General features: G+C 61.4%; 25 protein-coding genes. 18 read left to right on the forward strand and 7 right to left on the reverse strand.

Features of this window, described 5'->3' with window-relative positions; genetic code table 11:
- The first annotated feature begins 60 nt into the window (after positions 1-60).
- The 7 genes from ACZ5FP_RS00215 (at position 61) to ACZ5FP_RS00245 (ending at position 7,378) form a co-directional block, all read left to right on the forward strand.
- On the forward strand, positions 61-810 hold the full coding sequence (locus ACZ5FP_RS00215; protein WP_464661522.1) for an electron transfer flavoprotein subunit beta/FixA family protein: 750 nt from the start codon (positions 61-63) through the stop codon (positions 808-810).
- A gap of 21 nt (positions 811-831) precedes the next feature.
- Entirely contained in the window at positions 832-1,761 is a 930-nt protein-coding gene (locus tag ACZ5FP_RS00220; protein WP_463013763.1) for an electron transfer flavoprotein subunit alpha/FixB family protein, read from the forward strand.
- A 100-nt stretch (positions 1,762-1,861) separates the two neighbouring features.
- On the forward strand, positions 1,862-2,743 hold the full coding sequence (locus tag ACZ5FP_RS00225; RefSeq protein WP_223613540.1) for a 3-hydroxybutyryl-CoA dehydrogenase: 882 nt from the start codon (positions 1,862-1,864) through the stop codon (positions 2,741-2,743).
- A gap of 185 nt (positions 2,744-2,928) precedes the next feature.
- Positions 2,929-3,969, forward strand: a complete 1,041-nt coding sequence (locus tag ACZ5FP_RS00230; RefSeq protein ID WP_464661523.1) for a TerC family protein — start codon at positions 2,929-2,931, stop codon at positions 3,967-3,969.
- A gap of 21 nt (positions 3,970-3,990) precedes the next feature.
- Positions 3,991-4,629 carry an exopolysaccharide biosynthesis protein gene (locus ACZ5FP_RS00235; RefSeq protein WP_223613542.1) on the forward strand — a complete coding sequence of 213 codons (639 nt, stop codon included), beginning with the start codon at positions 3,991-3,993 and terminating at the stop codon, positions 4,627-4,629.
- Between the two features lie 2 nt (positions 4,630-4,631).
- Positions 4,632-5,108 carry a YaiI/YqxD family protein gene (locus ACZ5FP_RS00240; RefSeq protein WP_464661524.1) on the forward strand — a complete coding sequence of 159 codons (477 nt, stop codon included), beginning with the start codon at positions 4,632-4,634 and terminating at the stop codon, positions 5,106-5,108.
- Positions 5,109-5,419: 311 nt separating this feature from the next.
- On the forward strand, positions 5,420-7,378 hold the full coding sequence (locus tag ACZ5FP_RS00245) for a DEAD/DEAH box helicase (RefSeq protein WP_464661525.1): 1,959 nt from the start codon (positions 5,420-5,422) through the stop codon (positions 7,376-7,378).
- Between the two features lie 565 nt (positions 7,379-7,943).
- Here ACZ5FP_RS00245 and tlpA read toward each other — a convergent pair.
- Entirely contained in the window at positions 7,944-8,624 is a 681-nt protein-coding gene (tlpA, locus tag ACZ5FP_RS00250) for a thiol:disulfide interchange protein TlpA (protein WP_223613545.1), read from the reverse strand.
- 46 nt (positions 8,625-8,670) lie between these two features.
- Here tlpA and argH point away from each other — a divergent pair, with 46 nt between their 5' ends.
- The 4 genes from argH to ACZ5FP_RS00270 all read left to right on the forward strand — a co-directional run bounded on the left by argH (position 8,671) and on the right by ACZ5FP_RS00270 (position 14,295).
- The gene (gene argH, locus ACZ5FP_RS00255; protein ID WP_464661526.1) at positions 8,671-10,071 is read left to right on the forward strand and encodes an argininosuccinate lyase; all 1,401 of its coding nucleotides are present in this window, start codon (positions 8,671-8,673) and stop codon (positions 10,069-10,071) included.
- Positions 10,072-10,150: 79 nt separating this feature from the next.
- Positions 10,151-10,339: an LPS translocon maturation chaperone LptM gene (gene lptM, locus ACZ5FP_RS00260; RefSeq protein WP_223613547.1), complete on the forward strand. Its 189-nt coding sequence runs from the start codon at positions 10,151-10,153 to the stop codon at positions 10,337-10,339.
- A gap of 11 nt (positions 10,340-10,350) precedes the next feature.
- Entirely contained in the window at positions 10,351-11,616 is a 1,266-nt protein-coding gene (gene lysA / locus ACZ5FP_RS00265) for a diaminopimelate decarboxylase (RefSeq protein WP_464661527.1), read from the forward strand.
- A 129-nt stretch (positions 11,617-11,745) separates the two neighbouring features.
- A complete protein-coding gene (locus ACZ5FP_RS00270) occupies positions 11,746-14,295 on the forward strand; it encodes a TIGR02302 family protein (protein WP_464661528.1) in 2,550 nt (849 codons plus the stop codon).
- A gap of 64 nt (positions 14,296-14,359) precedes the next feature.
- On the opposite strand, the gene hpt is transcribed toward ACZ5FP_RS00270, so the two are convergent.
- Entirely contained in the window at positions 14,360-14,896 is a 537-nt protein-coding gene (gene hpt, locus ACZ5FP_RS00275) for a hypoxanthine phosphoribosyltransferase (protein ID WP_223613550.1), read from the reverse strand.
- Positions 14,897-15,022: 126 nt separating this feature from the next.
- Positions 15,023-15,217 carry a hypothetical protein gene (locus tag ACZ5FP_RS00280; RefSeq protein ID WP_464661529.1) on the reverse strand — a complete coding sequence of 65 codons (195 nt, stop codon included), beginning with the start codon at positions 15,215-15,217 and terminating at the stop codon, positions 15,023-15,025.
- A 362-nt stretch (positions 15,218-15,579) separates the two neighbouring features.
- Between ACZ5FP_RS00280 and ftsE the strand changes: the two genes are divergently transcribed.
- From ftsE to ACZ5FP_RS00300, 4 genes are all read left to right on the forward strand, one after another.
- On the forward strand, positions 15,580-16,203 hold the full coding sequence (gene ftsE, locus ACZ5FP_RS00285; protein WP_245421113.1) for a cell division ATP-binding protein FtsE: 624 nt from the start codon (positions 15,580-15,582) through the stop codon (positions 16,201-16,203).
- A complete protein-coding gene (locus tag ACZ5FP_RS00290) occupies positions 16,196-17,194 on the forward strand; it encodes a cell division protein FtsX (protein WP_464661530.1) in 999 nt (332 codons plus the stop codon). Before ftsE ends, ACZ5FP_RS00290 begins: the two co-directional genes overlap by 8 nt.
- 107 nt (positions 17,195-17,301) lie before the next feature.
- Positions 17,302-18,015, forward strand: a complete 714-nt coding sequence (locus tag ACZ5FP_RS00295; RefSeq protein ID WP_464661531.1) for a YdcF family protein — start codon at positions 17,302-17,304, stop codon at positions 18,013-18,015.
- 68 nt (positions 18,016-18,083) lie between these two features.
- Complete coding sequence (locus ACZ5FP_RS00300; RefSeq protein WP_346305833.1) at positions 18,084-18,869, forward strand: lysophospholipid acyltransferase family protein; 786 nt, start codon at positions 18,084-18,086, stop codon at positions 18,867-18,869.
- A gap of 188 nt (positions 18,870-19,057) precedes the next feature.
- Here ACZ5FP_RS00300 and ACZ5FP_RS00305 read toward each other — a convergent pair whose 3' ends face one another.
- Positions 19,058-19,585, reverse strand: a complete 528-nt coding sequence (locus ACZ5FP_RS00305; RefSeq protein ID WP_464661532.1) for a gamma-glutamylcyclotransferase — start codon at positions 19,583-19,585, stop codon at positions 19,058-19,060.
- 64 nt (positions 19,586-19,649) lie between these two features.
- Here ACZ5FP_RS00305 and ACZ5FP_RS00310 point away from each other — a divergent pair, with 64 nt between their 5' ends.
- Positions 19,650-20,669: a DUF2125 domain-containing protein gene (locus ACZ5FP_RS00310; protein ID WP_464661533.1), complete on the forward strand. Its 1,020-nt coding sequence runs from the start codon at positions 19,650-19,652 to the stop codon at positions 20,667-20,669.
- Positions 20,670-20,695: 26 nt separating this feature from the next.
- Here ACZ5FP_RS00310 and ACZ5FP_RS00315 read toward each other — a convergent pair whose 3' ends face one another.
- Together ACZ5FP_RS00315 and hisC are read right to left on the reverse strand one after the other, a co-directional pair.
- Positions 20,696-21,628 carry a prephenate/arogenate dehydrogenase family protein gene (locus ACZ5FP_RS00315; RefSeq protein WP_403180816.1) on the reverse strand — a complete coding sequence of 311 codons (933 nt, stop codon included), beginning with the start codon at positions 21,626-21,628 and terminating at the stop codon, positions 20,696-20,698.
- A 3-nt stretch (positions 21,629-21,631) separates the two neighbouring features.
- The gene (hisC, locus tag ACZ5FP_RS00320) at positions 21,632-22,738 is read right to left on the reverse strand and encodes a histidinol-phosphate transaminase (protein WP_464661534.1); all 1,107 of its coding nucleotides are present in this window, start codon (positions 22,736-22,738) and stop codon (positions 21,632-21,634) included.
- A 192-nt stretch (positions 22,739-22,930) separates the two neighbouring features.
- Here hisC and metX point away from each other — a divergent pair, with 192 nt between their 5' ends.
- Positions 22,931-24,118, forward strand: coding sequence for a homoserine O-acetyltransferase MetX (gene metX, locus ACZ5FP_RS00325; RefSeq protein WP_464661535.1), 1,188 nt, complete (start codon positions 22,931-22,933; stop codon positions 24,116-24,118).
- Positions 24,115-24,729 carry a methionine biosynthesis protein MetW gene (metW, locus tag ACZ5FP_RS00330; protein ID WP_223613559.1) on the forward strand — a complete coding sequence of 205 codons (615 nt, stop codon included), beginning with the start codon at positions 24,115-24,117 and terminating at the stop codon, positions 24,727-24,729. The genes metX and metW overlap by 4 nt, the downstream gene beginning before the upstream one ends.
- A 165-nt stretch (positions 24,730-24,894) precedes the next feature.
- On the opposite strand, the gene ACZ5FP_RS00335 is transcribed toward metW, so the two are convergent.
- The gene (locus tag ACZ5FP_RS00335; protein WP_464661536.1) at positions 24,895-25,647 is read right to left on the reverse strand and encodes a class I SAM-dependent methyltransferase; all 753 of its coding nucleotides are present in this window, start codon (positions 25,645-25,647) and stop codon (positions 24,895-24,897) included.
- Positions 25,648-25,751 lie beyond the last annotated feature (104 nt).

Here is a 25,751-nt window from a genome sequence, read left to right on the forward strand (position 1 = left end):
AAGCGGGTGCCATTGCCCGGCAGTTAAATCTGTCTGCAGTTCTTATGAGAGGGAGTCCCCATGAAAGTCCTCGTACCGGTAAAGCGGGTAGTCGATTACAATGTGAAGATCAGGGTTAAGGGCGACGGTTCGGGCGTTGAGCTTGCCAACGTGAAGATGTCGATGAACCCGTTCGACGAAATCGCGGTCGAGGAAGCGCTGCGCCTGAAAGAGGCCGGCAAGGTCGAGGAAGTGGTCGTTGTCTCCATCGGACCTGCACAGGCGCAGGAAACCATCCGCACCGCGCTCGCCATGGGTGCCGACCGCGGCATTCTGGTCAAGGTCGACGACATCGTCGAGCCGCTTGCCGTTGCCAAGATCCTCAAGGGCATTGTCGAAGCCGAACAGCCACAGCTGGTCATTCTCGGCAAGCAGGCCATCGATGACGATGCCAACCAGACCGGCCAGATGCTGTCCGCTTTGCTTGGCTGGAGCCAGGGCACCTTCGCCTCCAAGGTCGAACTCGGCGGCGATACCGCCAAGGTTACCCGCGAAGTCGACGGCGGCCTGCAGACCATCGAAATCAAGCTGCCGGCCATCGTCACGACGGACCTGCGCCTCAACCAGCCGCGCTATGCTTCGCTGCCGAACATCATGAAGGCGAAGAAGAAGCCGCTGGATGAAAAGACGGCAGCCGATTACGGCGTCGACACCAAGCCGCGCCTCAAGGTGCTGAAGACCGAAGAGCCGGGCGGCCGCAAGGCAGGCGTCAAGGTCAAGGACGTTGCCGAGCTCCTCAGCAAGCTGAAGAACGAAGCCGGCGTTCTCTAAGGATCAGGAAAGGAATTTACCATGGCTATTCTTCTTTTTGCCGAACACGACAACGAGACCCTTTCCGACCAGACCGCCAAGGCATTGACCGCAGCGCTCGCCATCGGTTCCGACGTGCATGTCCTGGTTGCCGGCAAGGGCGCCAAGGGCGTTGCCGACCAGGCCGCCAAGCTCGCCGGTGTCAAGAAGGTCCTGCTCGCCGACAGCGACGATCTGGCCAACCGCCTGGCGGAAGCCACCGCGGCGCTGATTGTTTCGATCGCCGGCAATTATGACACGATCATTGCCGCCGCAACCACCAACGGCAAGAACATCCTGCCGCGCGTTGCCGCCCTGCTCGACGTCATGCAGATCTCCGACATCATCGAGGTCATTGCGCCCGATACGTTCAAGCGTCCGATCTATGCGGGCAACGCCCTGCAGACCGTCCAGGCAACCGATGCCAAGCGCGTCATCACCGTGCGCACCGCCACCTTTGCGGCCGCCGGCGAAGGCGGTTCGGCTCCGGTCGAGACTGTTGCGGCGGCTGCCAATCCGGGCCTGTCCACCTTCATCGAAGCCAAGCTGTCCGGCGGCGACCGTCCGGAACTGACCTCGGCCAAGATCATCATCTCCGGCGGCCGTGCCCTCGGCTCCAACGAGAAGTTCAAGGAAGTCATCCTGCCCGTGGCCGACAAGCTCGGCGCGGCCGTCGGTGCCTCGCGCGCCGCTGTCGATGCCGGTTACGCCCCGAACGACTGGCAGGTCGGCCAGACGGGCAAGGTGGTTGCGCCTGATCTCTACATCGCCGTCGGCATTTCGGGCGCGATCCAGCATCTGGCCGGCATGAAGGACTCCAAGGTCATCGTTGCCATCAACAAGGACGAGGAAGCACCGATTTTCCAGGTCGCCGATTACGGCCTGGTCGGCGATCTTTTCGTCATTCTGCCGGAACTCGAAAAAGCGCTTTGAATTTCATCGCAAGATTGAAATGAATCTGCATGGCCGGGGTAGACGAACGCTACCCCGGCCATTTAGTTTGGTGCTACAAAGAAAAGAAACGGATGGAAACATGGCTGGCTCGATCAAAACTGTAGGCATTGTTGGCGCGGGACAAATGGGCGGAGGAATCGCTCATGTCTGTGCACTGGCCGGATATGATGTTTTGATCCATGACCAGTCCGCCGACCAGCTGGAAAAGGCCATCGCCACCGTCAACGGCAACATGGCCCGGCAGGTTTCCCACGGCAAGCTCGAGGAAGCCGAGCGCGTCAAGGGCATGTCGCGCATCCGCCCGGCCCTGCGCATCGAAGACCTCGCCGGTGTCGATCTGGCCATCGAGGCGGCAACGGAAGATGAGACGGTCAAACGCAAGATTTTTGCCCAGCTCTGCCCCAACCTCAATCCGGAAGCGATTCTTGCAACCAATACCTCCTCCATCTCGATCACGCGGCTTGCCGCCACCACGGACCGGCCGGAACGCTTCATCGGCATCCACTTCATGAATCCCGTTCCGGTGATGAAGCTGGTCGAGCTGATTCGCGGCATCGCCACGGAAAACGTCACGTTCGAGATCGCGCGCGAATTCGTTACCAGCCTCGACAAGACGCTGACAGTTTCCGAAGATTTCCCGGCCTTCATCGTCAACCGTATCCTGCTGCCGATGATCAACGAAGCCATCTACGTGCTCTATGAGGGCGTGGGCTCGGTCGAAGCCATCGATACGGCGATGAAACTGGGCGCCAATCACCCGATGGGCCCGTTGCAGCTTGCCGATTTCATCGGCCTCGACACCTGCCTGTCGATCATGCAGGTGTTGCATGACGGCCTGGCGGATTCGAAATACCGCCCCTGCCCGCTGCTGGTCAAATATGTCGAAGCTGGCTGGCTGGGACGTAAGGCTGGGCGCGGCTTCTATGACTATCGCGGCGAGAACCCCGTTCCCACCCGCTGAGGGCGCCAAGCGCCGTTCAATCCGGCGGCCGCGGATTATTTATTTCATTCAAACCCTTGCATTGACCCCTGCCGCTCCCCAATTCAGGCAGAATTGCAGCACCGGGCCCCTCTGGCGAGAGTTACCGGCTCTCTCGTGATGTCGGAGCTGTAATCTGGAACCGATGCCGGCGGATCATTTTTCACATGGAGCTTCTGTTTGTTGATGCCATGGGCAAGCCCCTATGGATGTGGCTTGGCTTTTTTGCCCTTGTTCTTGTGCTTCTCGTCCTTGACCTGGGCGTTCTCAACCGAAAAAATCACGATATAGGCATGCGCCAGAGCCTTTTGCTCTCGGCGTTCTACATCAGTCTCGGGGTCGCCTTCGGCGGCTTCATCTGGTGGGAGCTGGGCAGCGAGTCCGGCATGCAGTACCTCACCGGCTTCGTCGTCGAGAAAAGCCTGGCGATGGACAATATTTTCGTCATCGCCATGATTTTCGGCTATTTTGCCATTCCCAAGCAATATCAGCACCGCGTGCTCGTCTACGGCATTCTCGGTGTTGTCATCCTTCGCGGCATCATGATCGCGGCGGGTGCGGCCATTGTCGAACAGTATGAGTGGGTCCTCTATCTCTTTGCCGCGTTCCTGATCATCACCGGCATCCGCATGCTCATGGCTGGCGACGACGAGTTCGACGTCTCGGCCAATCCGGTCTTCAAGTTCATGCGCAAACGCTTCCGCGTCACAGACGAGCTGCACGGGCAGAAATTCATGATCCGGCGCACCGACCCGCATACGGGCAAGTCGAAGACATGGATTACCCCGCTGCTTCTGGCACTCGTCATGGTGGAACTGGCGGATGTGATCTTCGCGGTGGATTCCATCCCGGCCATTTTTGCCATCACCACCGATCCCTATATCGTCTTCACCTCGAACATCTTTGCGATCCTTGGCCTGCGTGCGCTGTATTTCGCCCTCGCAAGCCTTATCCATCGCTTCGTCTATCTGAAATATGCACTGTCTCTCGTGCTGGTGTTCATTGGCGGAAAGATTTTCGTGGCTGACGCTTTGGGGCTGGCAAAGATACCGCCGATGTGGTCACTCTCGATCACGCTCGGCATCCTTGCCGCCGGCATTTTCAGTTCGCTCTGGAAGACACGCAACGACGCGCCGGAACCCGAATTAACGATAGATGCAAAACCTGCCTCGACACCCTCTATCGCCGAGACAACGACGAAAGCATAATTGCATCGATGGAGAAGATGAATGAACGCTGACGGAAAACCGTATCATTGGGACCCCTTGGGTGACCCTGCGGAACGGCGTCTGTCCAGCATTCTGGTCAAGATCGGTGAAACAGACGCGGACAGGGTTTCGTTTGACGATATCCTGTCCGCGCTTTCCGAACGCAGCTTCGGCGCGCTGCTGATCCTCTTTGCCGCACTCAATCTGGTGCCGCTGCCGCCGGGGTCTTCAACGATCTTCGGCATTCCCCTGATTCTTCTTTCGCTGCAGATGCTGATCGGCCTGGAAAATCCGTGGTTCCCCGCCTTCCTGCGGAAGAAATCCCTGCGCACGGAAACCTATCGCCGTTTTGTTGGCAAGCTTGAACCGCTGCTCATCCGTTTCGAACGGCTGGCCCGCCCGCGCTACTGGCTGCTGCCGCAGGTCGTCATGGAACGGATCGTCAGCCTTGCAGCGCTGGTCATGGCGCTCATCGTTGTGCTGCCGGTTCCGCTCATCAATCAGTTGCCGGCGCTCAGCATCATCCTGCTCAGCATTGGCCTTGGCGAACAGGATGGCGCTTGGCTCGGCACCGGCTTTCTGGTGGCGGCGCTCGCCATCGGCTTCGCCATCGGGCTGGCCGCCTCCGTCGGCCTGGCCGCCCTCCACATTTTCGGTTGAGCATGAACGAGCAGAAAACCATCGCCATCTATGTCGACGCCGATGCCTGTCCGGTGAAAGCCGAGATTTACCGCGTTGCCGAGCGCTACGGCGTCAAGGTCTACGTTGTTTCCAATTCCTTCATGACCATTCCGCGCGATCCGATGGTCGAACGCGTCATCGTCAGCGACGGTTTCGATGCGGCCGATGACTGGATCGCCGAACGGGTATCGCGCGGCGATGTGGTGGTGACCGCCGACATTCCGCTGGCCAGCCGCTGCGTGAAGGCCGGGGCCGATGCCATCTCGCCGACCGGCCGCGCTTTCACCGAGGCCTCCATCGGCAACACGCTGGCCACGCGCAATCTGATGGACGAACTGCGCTCGGCCGGCCAGATCACCGGCGGCCCGCGCCCGTTTTCGCCCAAGGACCGCTCCAGCTTTCTCTCCGCGCTGGATCTGGCCATTGTCCGCCTGAAACGGGCCGGATTTGCTGTCTGAGGTTTCTGGCATCAGTAATATGCGTGGTTCGACAGGCTCACCATGAGGGATGTGGTCTGACTGCAAGGCCAATTGCAAATGTTGCAGAATATGGCTCCCTGCAATCCTCACCCTCCCTCATGGTGAGCCTGTCGAACCACCACCCACAACGAATTTGCACGGCTCCCCTGCATCGGCTCCCCATGCCCTGCCATTGACGAAATGAGCGATAACCTCTACGAGAGCGCAACAAAGCTATATGCGTGCCGCTCGTGCCCCAACATATGCCGAGCCGAAAACACCAGCCCAAACACGTACTTGAAAGTTCATTAATGACTATTTTCGATTCTATCGCCCCGGCGCTGTCCGGTGCATTGGCAGCCCGTGGTTACGAGACCCTGACGCCGGTGCAGACAGCTGTGCTTGCTCCGGAAGCGGACGGTGCGGACCTTCTCGTCTCCGCCCAGACCGGTTCCGGCAAGACCGTCGCGTTCGGCATTGCCATCGCACCGACGCTGCTCGAAGGCGAAGACCGCTTCACCTCCATCGGCGCACCCTATGCGCTGGTGATTGCCCCGACCCGCGAGCTCGCCCTGCAGGTGCGCCGCGAGCTGGAATGGCTCTACGAGAAGACCGGCGCCCGCATCGCTTCCTGCGTCGGCGGCATGGACATGACCAAGGAACGCCGCGCATTGCAGGGCGGCGCCCATATCGTTGTCGGCACGCCCGGCCGTCTGCGCGACCACATCACCCGCGGCTCGCTCGACATGACCGAACTGCGCGCCGTGGTGCTGGACGAAGCCGATGAAATGCTCGACCTCGGTTTCCGCGAAGACCTCGAATTCATCCTCGGCGAAGCGCCGAAGGACCGCCGCACGCTGATGTTCTCGGCCACGGTGCCGAAACCGATTGCCCAGCTGGCAAAACAGTTCCAGAACGATGCTGTGCGCATCACCGCGACCAGCGAAAAGTCGCAGCACAGCGATATCGAATACCACATCATGCCGGTGGCGCCGCGTGAGCGCGAAAATGCGATCATCAATGCGCTGCTGTTTTACGATGCCCAGAACACCATCGTGTTCGGTGCGACCCGCGAAGCGGTCAAGCATCTGACCAGCCGCCTGTCCAATCGCGGCTTTTCCGTTGTTTCGCTCTCCGGCGAACTCAGCCAGGCCGAGCGCACCAATGCGCTGCAGGCCATGCGTGACGGCCGTGCCCGCGTTTGCGTGGCCACCGACGTGGCCGCACGCGGCATCGACCTGCCCAATCTCGATCTCGTCATCCATGCCGACCTGCCGACCAACCCGGACACGCTGCTGCACCGCAGCGGCCGTACCGGCCGGGCAGGCCGCAAGGGCATCTGCGTGCTCATCGTGCCGGCTTCGCGCCGCCGTTCGGCCGAGCGGCTGCTGCAGATGGCAAAGCTCAGCACCACGATGGTGCCGCCGCCGGATGCCGCTGCCATCAACAAGCGCAATCATGACCGCATCCTCAACGATCCGTCGCTGACCGAAGTCATGACCGACGAGGAAGGCGAATATGTCCGCGAGCTTCTCGGCCTGCATTCCGCCGAGCAGATTGCCGCCGCCTATCTGCGCCAGCAGATGGCCGCGCGTCCCGCACCCGAGGAACTGTCGAACACGCCAGCCCACGTTCTCGAGCCGATCCGCAAGGGCAGCTATGATGACCGGCCCGGCCGTGGCGACCGGGGTGACCGGGGTGACCGCGCCGAGCGCGCGCCGCGTTCGGACCGTTTCGAACAGTTCGAGAGTGGCGCCTGGTTCTCGCTCAGCGTCGGCCGCAAGCAGCGCGCCGAGCCGCGCTGGCTGCTGCCGCTGATCTGCAAGGCCGGCGACATCACCAAGACCGACGTCGGTTCGATCAAGATTCTCGAGACCGAAACCCGCTTCGAAATCACGGCGAGCAAGGCCGACGCGTTTCTGGCCCGCATCAAGCAGTACGGCACCGGCGAAAAAGGCGTGAACATCACCCGCAGCGAGGCCGCAGGCTTCTCCTCCCCGCGCAGCGATTTCAAGCCGAAGAAGAGCTTTGGCGAAAAGCGCGAATGGGACGACCGTAAGCCGCCCCGCGCCCGCGATGACCGCCCGCGTGACGACAAGCCGAAAGCCGACTGGGCAGCCAAGCCCGCCAAGGCCAAGCCGGAAGGCTGGACCGCGGAAAAACCCGAAAAGGTGAAGAAGCCCAAGGAGCGCAAGCCCGGCGATCCCTCCGGCTTCGACAAGTATAAGGCCAAGAAGGCCCGCAAGGCCGCTGCCGGTCAGCCGGAATAATCAGATCTTCGGGTTGAATGAACAATGAACCCGCCGCGGATGAAAATCCCGGCGGGTTTTTGCACATGCATGGTGCGTGGTTCGACAAGCTCACCATGAGGGAGAGGGGCTGGCTGCAAAGCTAATCGGAACATGCAGTTTGCGGCAATCTAGCAGAAATTGGCCCCCTGCAATCCTCCATCGCCCTCATGGTGAGCTTGTCGAACCACGCAAAAATGGCTCTGCCATCCACCTATTCAAAAAAATCTTGCCGACTTATCCAACACACCAAAACATCCCTTATCCTACCCCTCGTCCTTTCCGGCGGGAATGCTTCCGGAAACTTTCGAAAGTCGGGAAAGGATCGGCGCTTCGGCCTGTGGGAGAACCCCTAGGCTGGGGAGGTTCAGTCCAATGATGCGATGTTGGGCAAGACCGATTGCCGGGGCGGGTGGTCCATGGGATCGCAACAACCGCAACACCAACCAAAGACTTCAGCGCTCCCGATGGACCGCCCGTCTTTCCCACCTTCTCAACAGCCAGACGCGAAAGCGGGCGTGGCAACGGCCCGCCGCATTGCAAGCAATCACTGCGCCGCTATGGCCGCATCGATCAGACGCACGGCGTCATCGCTTTCCCACGGCGCCGGACCGTTCATGGCGGCAATCTGGCAACCCTCCTTGTCGACGATCATCGTCACCGGCAGGCCGAACGCCAGGTTCTTGCGCTTGAGCTCATTGAACACGCCCATGGTCGGATCGCGGTAGAGCGCCAGTGATTTCACCCCGATATCAGCCAGGAAACCTTTCGGCTTCTGGTCGTCGCCCGTATCGATATTAATGGTCACGACCTGAAAATTGTCGCCGCCCTTCTTGGTCTGCAGCGCATCGAGCGCTGGCATCTCTTCGCGGCAGGGCGCGCACCAGGTGGCCCAGAGATTGACAAGGACGGTCTTGCCCTTGAAATCCGCCAGCCGCATCGGCTTGCCGTCGGGTCCGGTGAAGGACAGTGCGGACATGGATTGCGGCTTCTCGGCCCCGCGCATGGCCGCGACAGCGCCCGTGGCTGCCGCGTCGATCTTCCTCGCCGTATCGGTCTTTGCAGTGCATTGATCGGTCGTGTTTGTTCCGGCAACAATATTGCCAGAAGGCCGCTCCATCACGTATACCCCAACCGCACCGGCGACTATGCCTGCGAGCGCGGCAAGAACAATAATTTTCCTGCTGCCGCCTGAAGTGGTTTTCTGTGTTTCGTTGCCGTTGTCCATATCTTACACTTTCCGTCTATCCACCCCGGTTTACCCAAGGCTTACAATGTCCGACAAGAAAAACAGCAACGAAATGTGGGGAGGCCGTTTCGCCTCAGGTCCGGCCGCCATCATGGAAGAAATCAACGCTTCCATCGGGTTTGACCAGAAACTCTATGCCCAGGACATTCGCGGTTCACTTGCCCATGCAGCCATGCTTGCGAAAACCGGCATAATCGCGGCGGACGACCACGACAAGATCGCAAAGGGCCTGAACACGATATTGTCAGAGATCGAAAGCGGAAAGTTCGTTTTCTCACGCAAACTTGAAGACATTCACATGAATGTCGAGTCGCGTCTTGCCGAACTGATCGGCGCACCGGCCGGCCGCCTGCACACGGCGCGGTCGCGCAACGATCAGGTTGCCGTCGATTTCCGCCTGTGGGTCAAGGAAGAATTCCAGCGCACGGCAACCGCATTGAAAAAGCTGATCGAGGCTTTCCTGAAGCGCGCCGAGGAACATGCGGCAACCCTCATGCCCGGTTTTACCCATCTGCAGACCGCGCAGCCCGTCACCTTCGGCCATCACTGCATGGCCTATGTGGAAATGTTCGGCCGCGATCTCAGCCGGGTCAAGGACGCCATCGAGCGCATGGATGAATCGCCGCTCGGCGCCGCCGCGCTGGCGGGAACCGGCTTTCCGATCGACCGGCACATGACGGCGAAGGAACTCGGCTTCCGCGAACCCACCCGCAACTCGCTCGACAGCGTCTCCGACCGCGACTACGCCCTGGAATTCCTGTCGATGGCCGCCATTGCCGCCACGCATCTCTCCCGGCTGGCCGAGGAAATCGTCATCTGGTCGACGCCGCAGTTCGGCTTTGTGCGCCTGTCCGATTCCTTCTCCACCGGCTCGTCGATCATGCCGCAGAAGAAGAACCCCGATGCCGCCGAACTGGTGCGCGCCAAGACCGGCCGCATCACCGGCTCGCTCGTCGGCCTGCTGACCGTCATGAAGGGCCTGCCGCTGACCTATTCGAAGGACATGCAAGAAGACAAGGAAGCCGTGTTTGACGCGGCCGAAACCCTTGAGCTCGCCCTGGCCGCCATGACCGGCATGGTCGGCGACATGACGATCAACACCTCGGCCATGAAGAAGGCCGCCGGTTCCGGCTATTCCACTGCCACCGACCTGGCGGACTGGCTGGTGCGCGAGCTTGGCCTGCCCTTCCGCGAGGCCCACCATGTCACCGGCCGCGCCGTCGCGCTGGCGGAAGAGAAGAAGAGCGAACTCGGCAAGCTGACGCTGGATGACCTCAAGGGCATTCACCCCGGCATCACCGAGGCCGTGTTCGGCTACCTCACCGTGGACAAATCCGTGCGCAGCCGCAAATCCTATGGCGGCACGGCGCCGGAGCAGGTGCGCAAGCAGATCAGGTTCTGGCAAAAGCGCATCACGAAATCGTAAGTCCGACGATGGGGGATGCAAAGCGTTCCTCCATGCGTTAGACAGGACAACATACTTTCGGACGACAGGATCTAAATCGATGACAAGCCGTTCTTACCTCACGACAATTCTGATGGCGGTTGCAATCGTCAGCGCGGTGTCGGCCTGCGGCCGCAAGGGCCCGCTCGAATTGCCGCCCGCATCGGTGACCGCACCGGCACCGGGCGAGCCGAAACCGGCCAGACCGCCCGTTCAAGACAAGCGCTTTTTCCTCGACTCCATCATCTAGGCAGATTTTTCGTGAATCATTTCGATTACAAGGACGGCGTTCTCCATGCCGAGGACGTCAGCATTCCCGATATCGCCAGCGCGGTCGGCACCCCCTTCTACTGCTATTCGACGGCCACCATCGAGCGGCACTACAAGGTCTTTGCCGCGGCCTTTGCCGAAATGGATGCGCTGGTCTGCTACGCCTTGAAAGCCAATTCCAATCAGGCCGTCCTGAAGACCCTGGCGCGCCTCGGCTCCGGTGCCGACGTGGTATCGGAAGGTGAGATGCGCCGTGCCCTGGCCGCGGGAATTCCCGCAAGCAGGATCGTCTTTTCCGGCGTGGGCAAGAAGCCGGGCGAAATGGACTTTGCCCTGGCAGCGGGCATTCATTGCTTCAATGTTGAATCCGAACCGGAGCTGGAACTCCTGTCCAGCCGCGCCGTAGCGGCGGGCAAGATTGCGCCGGTGTCCCTGCGCATCAATCCCGATGTCGATGCCAAGACCCACAAGAAGATTTCCACGGGCAAGTCCGAAAACAAGTTCGGCATTCCGCTGGCCAAGGCACGGTCCGTCTACGCCCATGCGGCGCGGCTGCCCGGCCTGAAGGTGTCCGGCATCGACATGCATATCGGCAGCCAGATCACCGATCTGGAGCCGTTTGACGATGCCTTTGCCCTGCTTGCCCAGCTCGTCGGCGACCTCAAGGCCGACGGCCACGATATCAAGCATGTCGATCTCGGCGGCGGCCTCGGCATTCCCTATCACTTCGACAACAATCCGCCGCCCCTGCCCGACGCCTATGCGGCCATCGTCGCCCGGCATATCAAGCCGCTCGGGCTCAAGACCATTTTCGAGCCGGGCCGCCTGATCGTCGGCAATGCCGGAATCCTGGTCAGCGAAGTGATCTTCGTCAAGGAAGGCGACGCGCGCAATTTCATCATCGTCGACGCGGCGATGAATGACCTCATCCGCCCGACGCTCTATGACGCGTTCCACACGATCCATCCGGTCAAGGAGCCATCCGCCTCGCATCCGCGCATTCGCGGCGACGTCGTCGGCCCGGTCTGCGAAACCGGCGACTATCTCGGCCTTGACCGCGACCTGCCGCGTCCAGCCCCCGGCGACCTGATCGCCATCGGCACGGCCGGTGCCTATGGCGCGGTTCAGTCGGGGACCTACAACACCCGCCTGCTCGTGCCGGAAGTGCTTGTCAGCGGCGACCGCTTCCATGTGGTGCGCCCGCGGACGACCTATGAGGAACTCATCGGTCTCGATTCCATACCGGACTGGCTCTGAAACCAGCCGGCACACAGAACGGTGAACGGCTTTTTGCGCCAAGGCCTCGCCTTTGCCACGATGAGTGGTATTCTTGACCAGCGTCAATGCGGTCACGATGGAATCGCAGGGTGACGAGATGGAGCAGGGATGACCGGTCAACACCCCGATGGGCGGGACGCTGAAAGGGTCAGGTTCGATATTTTCAAGAGTATCGATCGGCTCCGCTTGTCCGCGTGGCTGACCCTGGCCTTCGAGCGGTTATGGCCGCGGGTCCTGCCGCTGCTGCTTGTCGCTGCACTGTTCGTGATCGTCGCCTGGTTCGGCCTGTTCCGCATGATGCCGGATCTGGTCCGTCTCGGCCTGCTGACACTGTTTGTCCTGTCGCTTCCGGTGTGCCTCTACACCCTGCTGAGGTTCCGCCTGCCGGACCATGCCGATGTCAGCCGCCGCATCGAAGACGTCAACACGCTTGATCACCAGCCGATTGCCGTCCAGTCGGAAATCTTGGCGACCAGCACGGACGATCCTTTTGCCCAGGCCCTGTGGGACGAGCACCGCAAGCGGATGGCCGAACGCATCAGAGGCCTGAAAACCGGCCTGCCAAGGACAAACATCCCGGAAATCGACCCCTGGGGCCTGCGGGCCGTGATCGGGCTGCTTCTTGTCATCGCCTTCGCCTTTTCCGGCAGTCCACTCGGCGGACGTCTCGGCGATGCATTCCAGAGTCACAGCAGCAGCAATGCGCTGCCGCCCCGCATCGACGCCTGGGTCACCCCGCCGCGCTATACGGGCCGCCCGCCGGTCTTCCTCACCTCGGCGGCCAATGACCAGGAAAAACAGTTCACCGTCCCGCAGAACAGTACGTTGACCATCCGCATCATCGGCGGCAACGGAACCGAACGGGTGACGCAGACCCTGCCGGACGGCAAGCCCGCCGACATTCCGGTCAAGCAGGACGCGAAGACGGCCGACGCTGCCTCCGCGAAAGACCAGCCGCGCAATTTCGAGCTGACCCTTGATACCAATGCCACTGTCGGACTGATCAACAACGGCACCGTGCATTCCGAGTGGGCGTTCGCCGTGTTGCCGGACCAGCCGCCCACCATCCGCTTCACCAGGGAACCATCGAGCGCCGTCAATGGCACGATGGAACTGACCTATGAAATCAGGGACGATTACGGTGCGGCCAGCGCGCAGGCGAAGGTCGAGCAGGTCCAGCCGCCGGCAAAGGATGCAAGGCCGCTGTTCGAGGCCCCGGAAATCCCCCTCAGCCTGCCGAAGCGCGGCGCGGACGGCGGCGAGACCAAAACGACGCGGGACCTGACCGAACATGTCTGGGCCGGATCGGAAATCCGCATGACGCTTGTCGCGGTTGACGATGCCGGGCAGGAAGGCAGGAGCGAGACCAAGACCCTTGTCATGCCGGAACGCCCCTTTGCCAATCCGCTGGCGCGCGCGGTGGTGGAACAGCGGCGCATGCTGGCGCTGAACGCCAATGCCAAGCCGGATGTGCTGAACATGCTGGATGCCATTACCCTGTGGCCGGAGGAGACCATCCGGAATCCCGCCCGTTATCTGGGTCTGCGCAGCATCCGTTCCCGGCTCAACCTTGCCAGGAGCGATGACCAGCTGCGCGACGTCGTCGCCTATATGTGGCAGGTGGCGCGCGGCATCGAAGACGGCGCCCTGTCCGACGCCGAGCGCAGCCTGCGCGAAGCCCAGGAGGCGCTGCGGCAGGCGATCGAGCAGAATGCCAGCCCCGAAGAAATCGACAAGCGCATGGCCGATCTGCGCAAGGCCATGAACAAATATATGCGTGAGCTTGCCCAGCAGGCCCAGCGCAATCCCAACATGGCGCAGGCGCCCGATCCCAATGCCCGCGAATTGCGGCAGGAGGATATCGACCGCATCCTCAAGCAGATCGAGGAACTGGCCAAGCAGGGCTCGAAGGAGCAGGCCCAGCAGTTGCTCTCGCAGCTCAACGACATGCTGAACAATCTGCAGATGCGCCAGGCCCAGGGCAAGAACGGCCAGGGCGACCAGATGAAACAGCAGATGGACAAGCTCGGCGACCTGATGCGGCGCCAGCAGAAAATGATGAACGAGACCCACAGGCTGGAACAGCAGCGCCAGAATGGCATGATGCAGGACAATGGCCAGTTCGGCGGCCAGATGGGACAGGACGGCCAGCAGGGCCAGATGTCAGAGGAAGATATCGCCAAGGCGCTGAAGGGCCTGCAGGACGGCCAGGGCAAGCTGCAATCCGACCTGCAGCAGCTGATGGACGATCTGAACGGCCAGGGCGTTACGCCCAACAAGGATTTCGGCGACGCCGGAAAATCCATGGGAGATGCCCAGAAATCCCTCGGGGAGGCTGATGGCGGACAGGCGCTCGACCAGCAGAGCAATGCGCTGGATTCCCTGCGCAAGGGCGGACAGGACATGATGAAGCAGATGCAGGCCATGGGCCGGGCGGGCAAGCCGGGCGGTCCGCAGCAGAGTGACCGCGACCCCTTGGGACGGCCGTCCAAATCCAACAGCGGCACCGATTTCGGGCCGGACCGGAACATGCTGCCGGGGCAGGCCGATATCCAGCGCGCCCGGCAAATCCTCGATGCCATCCGCGAGCGGCTCGGCAATGCGCTGAGCCCGCAGATGGAAAAGGATTATCTGGAACGCCTGCTGAAATTCAACTGAGGCTAGTGGCCCGATTCTGACATTCGCATGCTGCGCGTGATGTGAAATTCGTTCCACTAGAGCCTCAGTCCCGGACGACACCGACATAGGGCAGCTGCCGGAAGGAATGCCCGACATCCATGCCATAGCCGACGACGAAATAGTCGGGGCATTCGAAGCCCTTGAAATCCGCTTCGATATCGGTTTTCCGCTTCACGCTCTTGTCCAGCAATACGGCGATGGACACGCTGCGCGCGCCGCGCTCCAACATCAGTTCGCGGGTGAATTTCAGCGTCCTGCCCGATTCCAGAATATCGTCGATCAACAGCACGTCGCGGCCGTGCACATCGCTGTCGATGTCGCGCAGCAGCCGCACTTCCTTGCTCTCGGTGCCCTTGCCATAGCTGGACACGGTGATGAACTCGACATCCGGCTCGGCGCCCGCATCGTGCATGGCGCGGATCAGGTCCGCCGCGAAGATGAACGATCCCTTGAGGATCGAGATCACCAGCAGGTTGTCGAACCGTTTTGCCACAATGTCCTGCGCCAGTTCCAGATTGCGCGTGGCGATCTCCTGCGCACTGAACAGAACATCGATATTCTTCTCGCCTACTTTCGGCATGCAACTCTTCCTGATTTTCCGGTAAGCAAGGCTCCTGGAGCCTTTCCTGTTTGAAAGGCTCTATAGCCCGATATCGGCCGGAAAAGCAAAACCTCAGCGTTTTTTCGACCGGTCAATCGGCGCCGGTCAGCGGATCACGTTGCCTGCGGGCGCGGACACGCTTGTGCCCGGCATGTGGGGACCGGCGGCATGCCGCTGGCTGAAAAGCACATGCCCGCCGCAGATCCAGAACGTCGACGCCGCAACCAGAAGCACCAGCAGCCAATAGGCGAAGCCGGGCATGCGCCCCTGCGCCTCCTGCGACTTTTGGAGAATTGTCATGCGTGCGTTTACGGGGAAGTGTGGGGTCAGGCTTTGCCGGGAGGAAGGAGGTGACATGGATTCATAGATTGCGTCTTCCGCCCCGCCCTTGTCGAAGTGGGGCGCCGGGACAATATGCGAAACAGTTTCGCCGCTCATCGTTTTAAACCGTGCAATCACGTGTTTTCCGGTCGTTCTGCCATGTTGCAGTCATGATCCTCCGAATCATTGTGGCAGCCTATCGCCCAATAATTAATGTTTCGCCGAACGGATGCAGCGATTGATGGGTGGTCAAATCCGTCCGCGCTGAATAAAACACGCGTGGACAAGAAACTTGGAAAGTCAGCTTGATTCGTTTTGAGAATGTCGGTTTGCGATACGGGATGGGCCCGGAGGTTCTGCGTGACGTCAGCCTCCATATTTCACCCCGCTCGTTTCAGTTTTTGACCGGCCCGTCGGGCGCGGGCAAGACATCGCTGCTGCGCCTGCTGTTCATGACGCTGAAGCCGACGCGCGGTCTCATCACCGTCTTTGGCAAGGACATCGCGACCATCTCCTCCAAGGAAATGCCTTTGTTGCGCCGCCGTATCGGCGTGGTGTTCCAGGATTTCCGGCTGCTTGATCACATGACGACCTACCAGAATGTCGCCCTGCCGCTGCGGGTGCGCGGCAAGGAGGAAGCCACCTATCGCGCGGAAGTTGAGGAATTGCTGCACTGGGTTGGGTTGGGCGAACGCATGCACGTGCTGCCGCCGGTTCTGTCAGGCGGCGAGAAGCAGCGCGCCGCAATTGCCCGCGCCCTGATCGACCAGCCGGAAATCCTGCTGGCCGACGAGCCGACCGGCAATGTCGATCCGCCCCTTGCCCGGCGCTTGCTGCGCCTGTTCGGCGAGCTGAACCGTTCCGGTACCGCCGTGGTCATCGCCACCCACGATCTTACCCTGATGGATCAGGTCAATGCGCGCCGCATGATTCTCGATCAGGGGAGGCTCGATATCTATGATTGACGCCGCCCGCCTCAGGGAGCTGGCCGCGGATCTGACTAGTCGCGCCATCCAGCTTGTGCGCGGCAAGAACGGCCAGGCGCCCATCGTGCCCGCCGGCAATGTCGTCGGCCATGCCCTGATGATCGTGATCGCCATCATGACGTTCCTCGCCTGCCTGACCATCGGGGCAGTCAGTCTCGTCCAGTCGACCGCGGCGACATGGCAGAGCCAGATTTCGACCGAAGCCACCATCCAGATCCGTCCGGTCGAGGGCCAGGACATGGAAGCACTGCTCGTTCAGGCCGGCAAGCTTGCACAGGGCTTTTCCGGGGTCAAATCCACCCGCGTCATCGACCGGGCGGCCACGGCCCGTCTGCTGGAGCCATGGCTCGGCACCGGGCTCAACATCGATGATTTGCCGGTGCCGCGGCTGGTCGTGGTTACGCTCGACGAGGCCTCCCCGCCGGATTTCGCCTTGCTGCGCAGCGAACTCGTGAAGAATATCCCGGGTGCCAGTTTCGACGATCACCGCACCTGGGTCGACCGGCTCGTGTCCATGGCCCGTTCCACCGTGCTGATCGGCATGACGGTGCTCGGGCTGGTGATCGCGGCGACAGTTCTCACGGTGATTTTTGCCACGCGCGGCGCCATGGCCGGTAATGGTCACATCATCGAAGTGCTGCATTTTATCGGTGCGGAACAGAAATTCGTCGCCCGGCAGTTTGAGCGGCACTTTTTCTGGACCGCCCTGAAAGGCGCATTGTGCGGCGGCGCGCTGGCCATCCTGATCTTTCTGCTCATCGGCTGGTGGTCGTCCCGCAATCTGGCAACGCCGGAAGCCGATCAGGCCACAGCCCTGTTCGGCAATTTTTCCATCGGGTCAGGCGGCTATACCGGCGTCGTGCTGATCATTCTCGCAGTCAGTGTTTTGACCATGATTACAACACGAATGACAGTCATAGCGCATTTACGCCAGGTCGACGGGCGCGCAGGCGACAGTCACGATACCTGAGCGATTTCGATTCAATTTGACGGCATAAAATTCATGGGAGGTTTGCCGGCAAGGCTTATACACTCCCGGCGACACGACTCTCGAACAAGGCAACGCGTGATCAGAAAATGGACGGCACGGACGACAGCAGCAACCAACCGCCGGCAGGCGTCGAAGCCCGCCCGCGCGGACTTGCGTCTGCATTGCGCAAGCGTGTTGCCCGCCCGTTTTTCCTGCTCGGCGTTCTGGCGCTCGGCCTGTTCCTCGGCGGGTTCATTGTCTTCAGCGATCATGTCAGCACCATGCAGACGCCTGAGCTGGTTGAACCGGCTGATGGCATCGTCGTCCTGACGGGCGGCTATTCGCGCATTGAAGGCGCGCTTGACCTGCTCAAGAACAAGCGTGGCAAACGGCTTTTCATCAGCGGGGTCCATCCTTCGACCAAGCGCGGCGAGCTGCAGCGGGTAACGCGCGGCGATGCCACGCTGTTTGAATGCTGTGTCGACATCGACCGCTCGGCGCTCGACACCATCGGCAATGCCTCCGAAAGCATCAAGTGGGCCAAGGCCAACCATTACACGCGCATCATCGTCGTCACCAACAATTACCACATGCCCCGGACACTGGTGGAGCTGCGGCGCGCCTCGCAGGAGATCGAGTTCATCCCCTACCCCATCGTCAACAGCGATCTGCGCAACGGCGACTGGCTGGCCCGCGGTCAGGTGGTGCGCGTGCTTGTCGTCGAATATGTGAAATATCTCGGCGCTGTCATACGCTCGGCGCTGCCCGACAGCCTGTCGGCGGGGACACAAACCTTTGTTCGATGGATCAGGGGCGGCTGATTGGGAGTTCACGGCGCGGGCAAGTTGGTATAACGAAGGCCTGACCAACCGCCATGACCGGGACCCCGATGACGATCATCCGATCAATTGTCTTCAATATCGCCTTCTATCTCAACCTGATCATCCAGATGATCATCTTCACGCCCTATTACTTCCTCAGCTCCCGCAGGAATGCCTGGAGCGTGCCGAAGAACTGGGCAAGGTCCAACCATTGGTTGCAGAAGGTTCTGGCCGGCACGGATCACGTGATCGAGGGTATCGAGAACATACCCGATGGTCCCTACATCTGCGCGCCCAAACATCAATCGTTCTGGGATGCCTATGCCTTCCTGCCGCAGATCGCCGATCCCGTCTATATTCTCAAGCGCGAGCTGATGTGGATTCCGCTGTTCGGCTGGTACATCCTCAAGATGAAGATGGTGCCGATCGACAGGGGCAAACGCTCGGTCGCCATGAAGACGGCGATCCGGGGGGCGCGGGACGCCGTTTCCCAGGGCCGCCAGCTGATGATCTATCCGGAAGGCACCCGCACCGCACCGGGTGCACCGCCCGCCTACAAATACGGCGTGGCGCATATCTATACCGAGCTTGGCGTGCCGGTCCTGCCGATCGCCCATGTCGCCGGTCTGTACTGGCCGCGCCGCAAGTTCCGCCGCTTTCCCGGCACGATCCGCTGCCGCATCCTGCCGCCGATCCAGCCGGGCCTCGACGCCGAGAGCTTCCTGAAAAAATTGCAGGAAGTGACGGAAGCCGCGTGTGATGAACTGCTGATCGAGGCGGCCCGCTCCGAAAACCCGCCGCCCCTGCCGCCGACGGCGGTGCAGCGGCTGAAGGAGCTCGGGGTAACGGTCTGAGATTTCCGGGGTCCGCAACACCCATGGTGCGTGGTTCGACAAGCTCACCATGAGGGAGGGTGAGGGTTGCAGAGAGCTGCATTCTGCAACGTTTGTGATTAGCAATGCAGCTAAACCACCTCCCTCATGGTGAGCTTGTCGAACCACGCACGGCAGCTGCTGCAACTGGTAAAATTACGACCTGATCCCTAGCCGGGATTGCGGTCGATGGCGGCGACCAGGGTTTCAAACCAGTGGTCGCGGATATTCATCTTGCGCATGTGCTCCAGCGTATTGTGCACGTAATCCTCGTTGCGGCCGGACTGGCCGACCGAGCCGCGCACCGTGGCGGCGGCCTGTTCAACCGTCAGCGCCCCCGCATACTGCACATGCCTGCGGTCGACCACATAGGTCAGCGCCTCGACCCTGCGGCCATCCCTCAGATGGACGGCCAGCCGCTTTTCCAGATAGACATTGGTGACCAGTTCCCGCTCGCGCAGATAGGCGACGACCTCGTCTTCAAGCTCGCCGGGAACCCGGAAGGCCAGGCCGAGGCAGGAACCGCCATGATCGAGACCGAGCACAAGCCCCGGCCGTTCCGGCGTGCCGCGGTGCACGTAGGAATGCACGCACAACGCCCGCCGGTAGCCGTGCAGGCGCGCATGCATGGTTTCAACATGTGCAAAGCCTGGCTTCCACATCAGAGAACCGTAGCCAAAGACCCAAAAATCGCCCATATCCGTCCTGATAGCTGTACTTCATTGCGAAGCTTCTTCCCTGACCGATAGCGAGACCCGGACCATGACGTCAAGCACTGCCGACAAACCCTACAATGCCGGACGGCGTATCCGCTTCCTGGCCGCAGGTATCGTCCTCGTCGGCCTGCTCTATACGGGCGGGTGGTACTACGTAGCCAACATGCTGGAAACGCGGGTTGCCGCCAATATCGCCGGGCTGCAGGCCAAGGGCATCAACGCCGCCTGCGACAATGCGGCGGCCAGCGGCTACCCGTTCCGCCTCGGCCTCAACTGCTCCAAGGTGTCATGGGTCGACCAGGCGAAAAATGTTTCCGTCAGTGCCGGTGCCTTCCGCTCCGCCGCGCAGGTCTATGCACCCTTGCACATCGTCAGCGAGATCGACGGCCCGGCTGCCGTCAGCGCTCCCGGCATGCCGCCGCTGGACCTGAACTGGGACAATTTGAAATCCAGCGTACGGCTGGACAAGCCCATTCCGCAACGCCTGTCGGTGCAGGGCCGCAATATCGTCGTCACCCAGCACAACCCGTCCGGTGCCGGCACGCCGTTTGCCACCCTGAAGGACGGCCAGCTGCATTTCCGCGCCATGGAGCCGGTCATGGATATCGCCCTGTCGTTCAGCAGCCTGAAGGTTGCCGACAACACGGTCTACGACAAGCCGCTGCCCGAACTGACCGGCGCCGCCGATATCCAGATGGCAAACGGCTTTGCCCTGATCGGCAAGACGGAACGTGATCTGAGCATCCTGCGCGGACAGTCCGGCCTGTTGCGCAATGTGGATCTCGCCCTGCCCGACGGCAGCGGCATCGCCATATCCGGGCCCTTCTCCGTGGCGGACGACGGACGTATCAGCGGCGATTTCAAGATCACCCTGCGCAACCCGGAAAGCGTTGCCAATACGGCAAAGAGCATCTTCCCCGGTCAGGACAAGATCATTTCATCCGTCGTGCAGGCCATGGCCTTCGTACCGAAGGATGCAAGCGGCGCGCCGACACTTCCCGTCTCGGTCAAGAACGGCAAGATGTCGGTCGGCTTCATCAGCATCGGCCGCCTGCCCTCGCTGTGAGGGCAAGTATAGCCGGTACAGTGCGGTCAGGCGCTCTTGGCACCCGCCTTCTGGCGTCCGAAATCGGGGGCGTCCACTTCCTGACCCGCATCGATGATCCCGCGCCGGACGGCACGGGTGCGGGTGAAGAGATCGAACAGCGCATCGCCATCGCCCCAGCGGATTGACCGCTGCAGCGAGGCGAGATCCTCGGAAAACCGCGCCAGCATTTCAAGGATCGCATCCTTGTTGTGCAGGCACACGTCACGCCACATGGTCGGATCCGACGCGGCAAGACGGGTGAAATCGCGAAAACCGGAGGCGGAGTATTTGATCACTTCCGAATTGGTCACTTCTTCCAGGTCGCTCGCCGTGCCGACAATGTTGTAGGCGATGATGTGCGGCAGGTGCGAGACGATGGCCAGCACCCGGTCGTGATGCACCGGGTCCATCGTATCGAGCCGCGAGCCGCAGGCTTCCCAGAATTTCGTCAGCCGGTCGAGGGCAACCGGATCGGTGCCGTCCAGCGGTGTCAGGATGCACCAGCGGTTGGCAAAGAGCTCGGCAAAACCCGCATCCGGTCCGGAATATTCCGTACCGGCGAGCGGATGGCCGGGGATGAAATGCACATGCGCCGGCAGTTCCGGCTGCATCTGCGCGATGACCGATCCCTTGGTCGAGCCGACATCGGTGACGATGGCGCCGGCTTTCAGCGATCCGGCAATGTGCCGGGCAACATCGCCGGACGAGCCGACGGGCACGGAGATGATGACCAGATCGGCGTTTTTGACCGCTTCCGCACTGTCGAGGACATAGCTGTCGCCCAGACCCAGCGCTTCGGCGCGCTGCAGCGTGCTTTCGCTGCGGGTCGAGATGACGATGTGATCTGCCAGGCCTTCGCGTTTGATGACGCGCGCCAGCGACGAACCGATCAGGCCAATGCCGATCAGCGCAATGGTATCGAAATGGATTTTGGACATTGTTTACTTCAAGAATTCGGAGAGTGCAGCGACTACGCCGCGATTGGCTTCCTCGGATCCAATGGTAAGGCGCAACGCGTTGGGGAATCCGTAGCCCGCAACACGGCGCAAAATATAGCCCCTGCTGGTCAGATAGGCGTCTGCCTTGTCGGCCGATTTCGCCGCATCGTCCGGGAAATGCACGAGCAGGAAATTGCCGACCGACGGCGTGACGCGCAGGCCCAGCCCCGACAGCTGTTCTGTCAGCCACGGCAGCCATGTATCGTTGAAGGCAACAGCCTTGTCGACATGCGCACGGTCGCGGACAGCGGCAGCACCGGCCGCAATGGCGGCGGAATTCAGGTTGAACGGCCCGCGGATGCGGTTGACCGCGTCGATGACATGCGCCGGCGCGAACATCCAGCCGATCCGCAGGGCGGCAAGGCCATGGATTTTCGAGAAGGTGCGGGTCATCACGACATTTTCGAACGACGAGACGAGCTCGATACCCGCTTCGTAATCGTTGCGGCGCACATATTCCGCATAGGCTGCATCGAGAACAAGCAGGACGTTCTTCGGCAGGCCCGCATGCAGTCGGCGCACTTCCTCGAAGGGAATGTAGGTGCCGGTCGGATTGTTCGGGTTGGCCAGGAACACGATCTTGGTCTGCGGCGTGACAGCGGCGAGAATGGCATCGACGTCCGCCTGCTCATTCTTTTCCCTGGCCACGACGGGCGTCGCACCGGCTGCCATGATGTAGATCTTGTACACCATGAATCCGTGCTCGGTGTAAACAGCCTCGTCGCCGGGCGAGAGGTAAGTCTGGCACAACAGGCCGAGCAGTTCGTCCGAGCCGTTGCCGCACAGCAGGTTGTCGGCATTCAGTCCATGCACGTCGGCAATCGCCTGCTTCAGCTGGGTGGCCTGGCCGTCGGGGTAGATTTCAAGGCGCGCGGAAGCGGCGTGATAGGCCTCGGTCGCGTGCTTGCTCGCGCCCAGAGGGGTTTCATTCGAAGAGAGCTTGTAGACCTTGGCAACGCCGGGGGCCGATTCCTTGCCGGGGACGTAGGCGGCAATGTCGAGAACACCGGGTTTTGGTGTGGGGCGCGTGTCTTTCAATGTCGTTGTCATGATTCACAAGATCCGTAACATCGTTGAAATCGATGGTCATCGCAGGCAATGGCTCAAGCCACGGGGCATAGCCGCCAACAGGCGCGATGTCGAGCCAAACTTGTGGCGCCAAGTCCAGAAAATCAAAGAAACCATTGACTTTGCCGGTTGCGCGACCATAGCTACCGCCCACAAAGCTAAAATCGCGCGAAAATGACGAAATTCAGCAGCCCGTCCGCCAGTCCCGATCAGAGAAGCCAGGAAGCGACAAATCCCCACAGCCCCGTGGTGGAGTTTGGCGCCGACAAGCCGTTGCATCTCGACAGCGGCGTCGTGCTTTCCCCGTTCCGCATCGCCTATCAGAGCTACGGCACGCTCAATGCCGACAAGTCGAATGCCATCCTGATCTGCCATGCGCTGACCGGCGACCAGCACGTTGCCAACGTGCATCCCGTGACCGGCAAGAACGGCTGGTGGGAAACCCTCGTTGGCCCGGGCAAGCCCATCGATACGGACCGCTTCTTCGTTCTGTGCTCCAATGTGCTCGGCGGCTGCCTCGGTTCGACCGGCCCGGCTTCGATCAATCCCGAAACCGGCAAACCCTACGCGCTCGACCTGTCGATCATCACCATTGCCGACATGGTGCGGGCGCAGGCCATGCTGGTCGATCATTTCGGCATCAAACAGCTTTTTGCCGTGGTCGGCGGCTCCATGGGCGGCATGCAGGTTCTGGAATGGGCATCGAGCCATTCCGACCGGGTTTTTGCCGCCGTCGCCATTGCCACGGGCGCGCGCCACTCCTCGCAGAACATCGCCTTCCATGAAGTGGGCCGCCAGGCCGTCATGGCGGACCCGGAGTGGCGGGAAGGCCGTTATCTGGAAGAAGGTACCATTCCGCGCAAGGGCCTGTCCGTGGCCCGCATGGCGGCGCATATCACCTATCTCTCCGAAACCGCCCTGCACCGCAAATTCGGACGCAACCTGCAGGACCGGCAGAATGTGACCTTCGGTTTCGACGCGGATTTCCAGATCGAAAGCTACCTGCGCCATCAGGGCATGTCGTTCGTCGAGCGCTTCGACCCCAACTCCTACCTCTACATGACCCGCGCCATGGATTATTTCGACCTGGCGGCGGAGCATGAGGGACGGCTGGCCGATGCCTTCGCCGGATCGAAGACACGGTTCTGCATTGTCTCCTTCACCAGCGACTGGCTGTTTCCGACCAGCGAAAGCCGCACCGTTGCCCATGCGCTGAATGCCGCCGGTGCCTCCGTCTCCTTCGTCGAGATCGAAACGGACCGCGGCCATGACGCCTTCCTGCTCGACGAGCCGGAAATGTTCTCGGCCATCAATGGCTTCATCCGCTCCGCGGCGCGTGCCAGGGGGCTCCTGCAGCCATGAGCGTGAACACCACTTCGCGCGTCGACTTCGACGTCATCGCCTCGCTGGTCAACCCCGGCGCGCGGGTGCTCGACGTCGGCTGCGGCGACGGCGAACTGCTGGAACTCCTGCAGAACACCAAGAATGTCGACGGACGCGGCGTCGAGCTGTCGCAGAAGGGCGTCAACGAATCCGTGGCGCGCGGTCTCTCGGTCATCCAGGGCGATGCGGACAGCGACCTGAAATACTATCCCGATGCGGGTTTTGACTATGTGATCCTGTCGCAGACATTGCAGGCGACGCGCAACCCGAAGAATGTCCTGACCGAACTGCTGCGCATCGGTGAGAAGGCCATCGTCTCCTTCCCGAATTTCGGCCATTGGCGCATGCGCGCCTCGCTGCTCGTCAACGGCCGCATGCCGGTGACGGAAGAGCTGCCCTACAGCTGGTACGATACGCCCAACATCCATTTCTGCACCATCAACGACTTCGTCGACATGACGAGGGAGATCGGCGCGCAGGTGGAAACGGCCGTGGCACTCAATGCCTTCGGCCAGAGAATCGGCTTCAACATGCCCTGGGGTTTCTGGAACCTCTTCGGCCAGCAGGCGGTGTTCCTGCTGCGGCGCTGAACCCTCTCATTGCAGATGGTTAGACAGTGCGTGGTTCGACAAGCTCACCATGAGGGAGGGAGTGGATTGCAGGGAGTCATATTCTGCGACATATCCGACTGGCTTCGTCATCAACAACGTCCCTCATGGTGAGCTTGTCGAACCACGCACCAACCCGCCGGCGGCTCAATTCCCGTCCGGGCCGTCCCGCCGCATGGCCGTGCCCTGCGGCGAGAGCACCGGCACGAAGACACGCCGCGATGACCGCTGGGCGACCGGCAATCCCTGATAGATGCGCTTTTGCGCCTCCACGATGAGAACGCCGGAGAACACCGGCCAGAAACGCCGTCCCACGCGCTCGAACAGGCTGGACGGGCGCATGATCCAGCGCCGCGACGATGGCGGGAAGAACAGTGCCTCGGCCCACGGACCCGGCGTGAAATTGGTTTCCCGCAGAAGGCGGATCAACTGCCCCCGGCTGTAGGGCCGTCCGCTGCCGAAGGGTGTGTGCTCGAAGCGCGCCCACAGGCCGCGCCGGTTGGGAACGATGATGACGAGCCGCCCGTTCGGGGCAAGCGCCCGCCACATTTCCTTGAGTGTCTCGCGCGGGTCTTCCGCATGCTCCAGCGCATGCACCATCAAAATACGGTCCACCGCCGAATCCGGCAGCGGCAGGTCTTCCTCGAACACCAGCGCCGTTGACGACGCTTCCGCCGGCGGCCAGCTCGCCGCGCCCTGCCCCGCAGGCATGAAGGCGAATGTCCGCTCCGTGTCGCCGCGAAACCGGTCGAGATAGGGCACGACATAGCCAAGACCGACAAGCCGTTCGCCCGGCAGTTTCGGCCAGATCGGCGCAAGGGCCATGGTAATCGCCCGCTCGGTCAGGTGGCCGAGGGTGGAAGCATAGAAGGCGCGGAGGTCGATGATATCGAGATGCATGCATTCAACCTAACACGGCAAATCATAACATCAAGAAAATGGCTTGGAGACGGGTTGCGCCTGCCGGACAGCTGGCTATCCTGATCGCAACGCACAAACCGGAC

The organism is Phyllobacterium sp. T2-21, assembly GCF_055378485.1.

What these genes read in the sequence shown, in the direction of transcription:
- argH (WP_464661526.1), top strand. Translation starts at nt 8,671, where the DNA reads ATGTCCGACAAGAAAAACAGCAACGAAATGTGGGGAGGCCGTTTCGCC.
- ACZ5FP_RS00335 (WP_464661536.1), bottom strand. Translation starts at nt 25,647, where the DNA reads ATGCATCTCGATATCATCGACCTCCGCGCCTTCTATGCTTCCACCCTC.
- ACZ5FP_RS00220 (WP_463013763.1), top strand. Translation starts at nt 832, where the DNA reads ATGGCTATTCTTCTTTTTGCCGAACACGACAACGAGACCCTTTCCGAC.
- ACZ5FP_RS00280 (WP_464661529.1), bottom strand. Translation starts at nt 15,217, where the DNA reads ATGACAATTCTCCAAAAGTCGCAGGAGGCGCAGGGGCGCATGCCCGGC.
- metX (WP_464661535.1), top strand. Translation starts at nt 22,931, where the DNA reads ATGACGAAATTCAGCAGCCCGTCCGCCAGTCCCGATCAGAGAAGCCAG.
- ACZ5FP_RS00290 (WP_464661530.1), top strand. Translation starts at nt 16,196, where the DNA reads ATGATTGACGCCGCCCGCCTCAGGGAGCTGGCCGCGGATCTGACTAGT.
- metW (WP_223613559.1), top strand. Translation starts at nt 24,115, where the DNA reads ATGAGCGTGAACACCACTTCGCGCGTCGACTTCGACGTCATCGCCTCG.
- hisC (WP_464661534.1), bottom strand. Translation starts at nt 22,738, where the DNA reads ATGACAACGACATTGAAAGACACGCGCCCCACACCAAAACCCGGTGTT.
- ACZ5FP_RS00270 (WP_464661528.1), top strand. Translation starts at nt 11,746, where the DNA reads ATGACCGGTCAACACCCCGATGGGCGGGACGCTGAAAGGGTCAGGTTC.
- ACZ5FP_RS00235 (WP_223613542.1), top strand. Translation starts at nt 3,991, where the DNA reads ATGAACGCTGACGGAAAACCGTATCATTGGGACCCCTTGGGTGACCCT.
- ACZ5FP_RS00300 (WP_346305833.1), top strand. Translation starts at nt 18,084, where the DNA reads ATGACGATCATCCGATCAATTGTCTTCAATATCGCCTTCTATCTCAAC.
- ACZ5FP_RS00295 (WP_464661531.1), top strand. Translation starts at nt 17,302, where the DNA reads ATGGACGGCACGGACGACAGCAGCAACCAACCGCCGGCAGGCGTCGAA.
- ACZ5FP_RS00315 (WP_403180816.1), bottom strand. Translation starts at nt 21,628, where the DNA reads ATGTCCAAAATCCATTTCGATACCATTGCGCTGATCGGCATTGGCCTG.
- ftsE (WP_245421113.1), top strand. Translation starts at nt 15,580, where the DNA reads ATGGGCCCGGAGGTTCTGCGTGACGTCAGCCTCCATATTTCACCCCGC.
- ACZ5FP_RS00215 (WP_464661522.1), top strand. Translation starts at nt 61, where the DNA reads ATGAAAGTCCTCGTACCGGTAAAGCGGGTAGTCGATTACAATGTGAAG.
- ACZ5FP_RS00310 (WP_464661533.1), top strand. Translation starts at nt 19,650, where the DNA reads ATGACGTCAAGCACTGCCGACAAACCCTACAATGCCGGACGGCGTATC.
- ACZ5FP_RS00245 (WP_464661525.1), top strand. Translation starts at nt 5,420, where the DNA reads ATGACTATTTTCGATTCTATCGCCCCGGCGCTGTCCGGTGCATTGGCA.
- lptM (WP_223613547.1), top strand. Translation starts at nt 10,151, where the DNA reads ATGACAAGCCGTTCTTACCTCACGACAATTCTGATGGCGGTTGCAATC.
- ACZ5FP_RS00305 (WP_464661532.1), bottom strand. Translation starts at nt 19,585, where the DNA reads ATGGGCGATTTTTGGGTCTTTGGCTACGGTTCTCTGATGTGGAAGCCA.
- ACZ5FP_RS00225 (WP_223613540.1), top strand. Translation starts at nt 1,862, where the DNA reads ATGGCTGGCTCGATCAAAACTGTAGGCATTGTTGGCGCGGGACAAATG.
- hpt (WP_223613550.1), bottom strand. Translation starts at nt 14,896, where the DNA reads ATGCCGAAAGTAGGCGAGAAGAATATCGATGTTCTGTTCAGTGCGCAG.
- tlpA (WP_223613545.1), bottom strand. Translation starts at nt 8,624, where the DNA reads ATGGACAACGGCAACGAAACACAGAAAACCACTTCAGGCGGCAGCAGG.
- ACZ5FP_RS00230 (WP_464661523.1), top strand. Translation starts at nt 2,929, where the DNA reads ATGGAGCTTCTGTTTGTTGATGCCATGGGCAAGCCCCTATGGATGTGG.
- ACZ5FP_RS00240 (WP_464661524.1), top strand. Translation starts at nt 4,632, where the DNA reads ATGAACGAGCAGAAAACCATCGCCATCTATGTCGACGCCGATGCCTGT.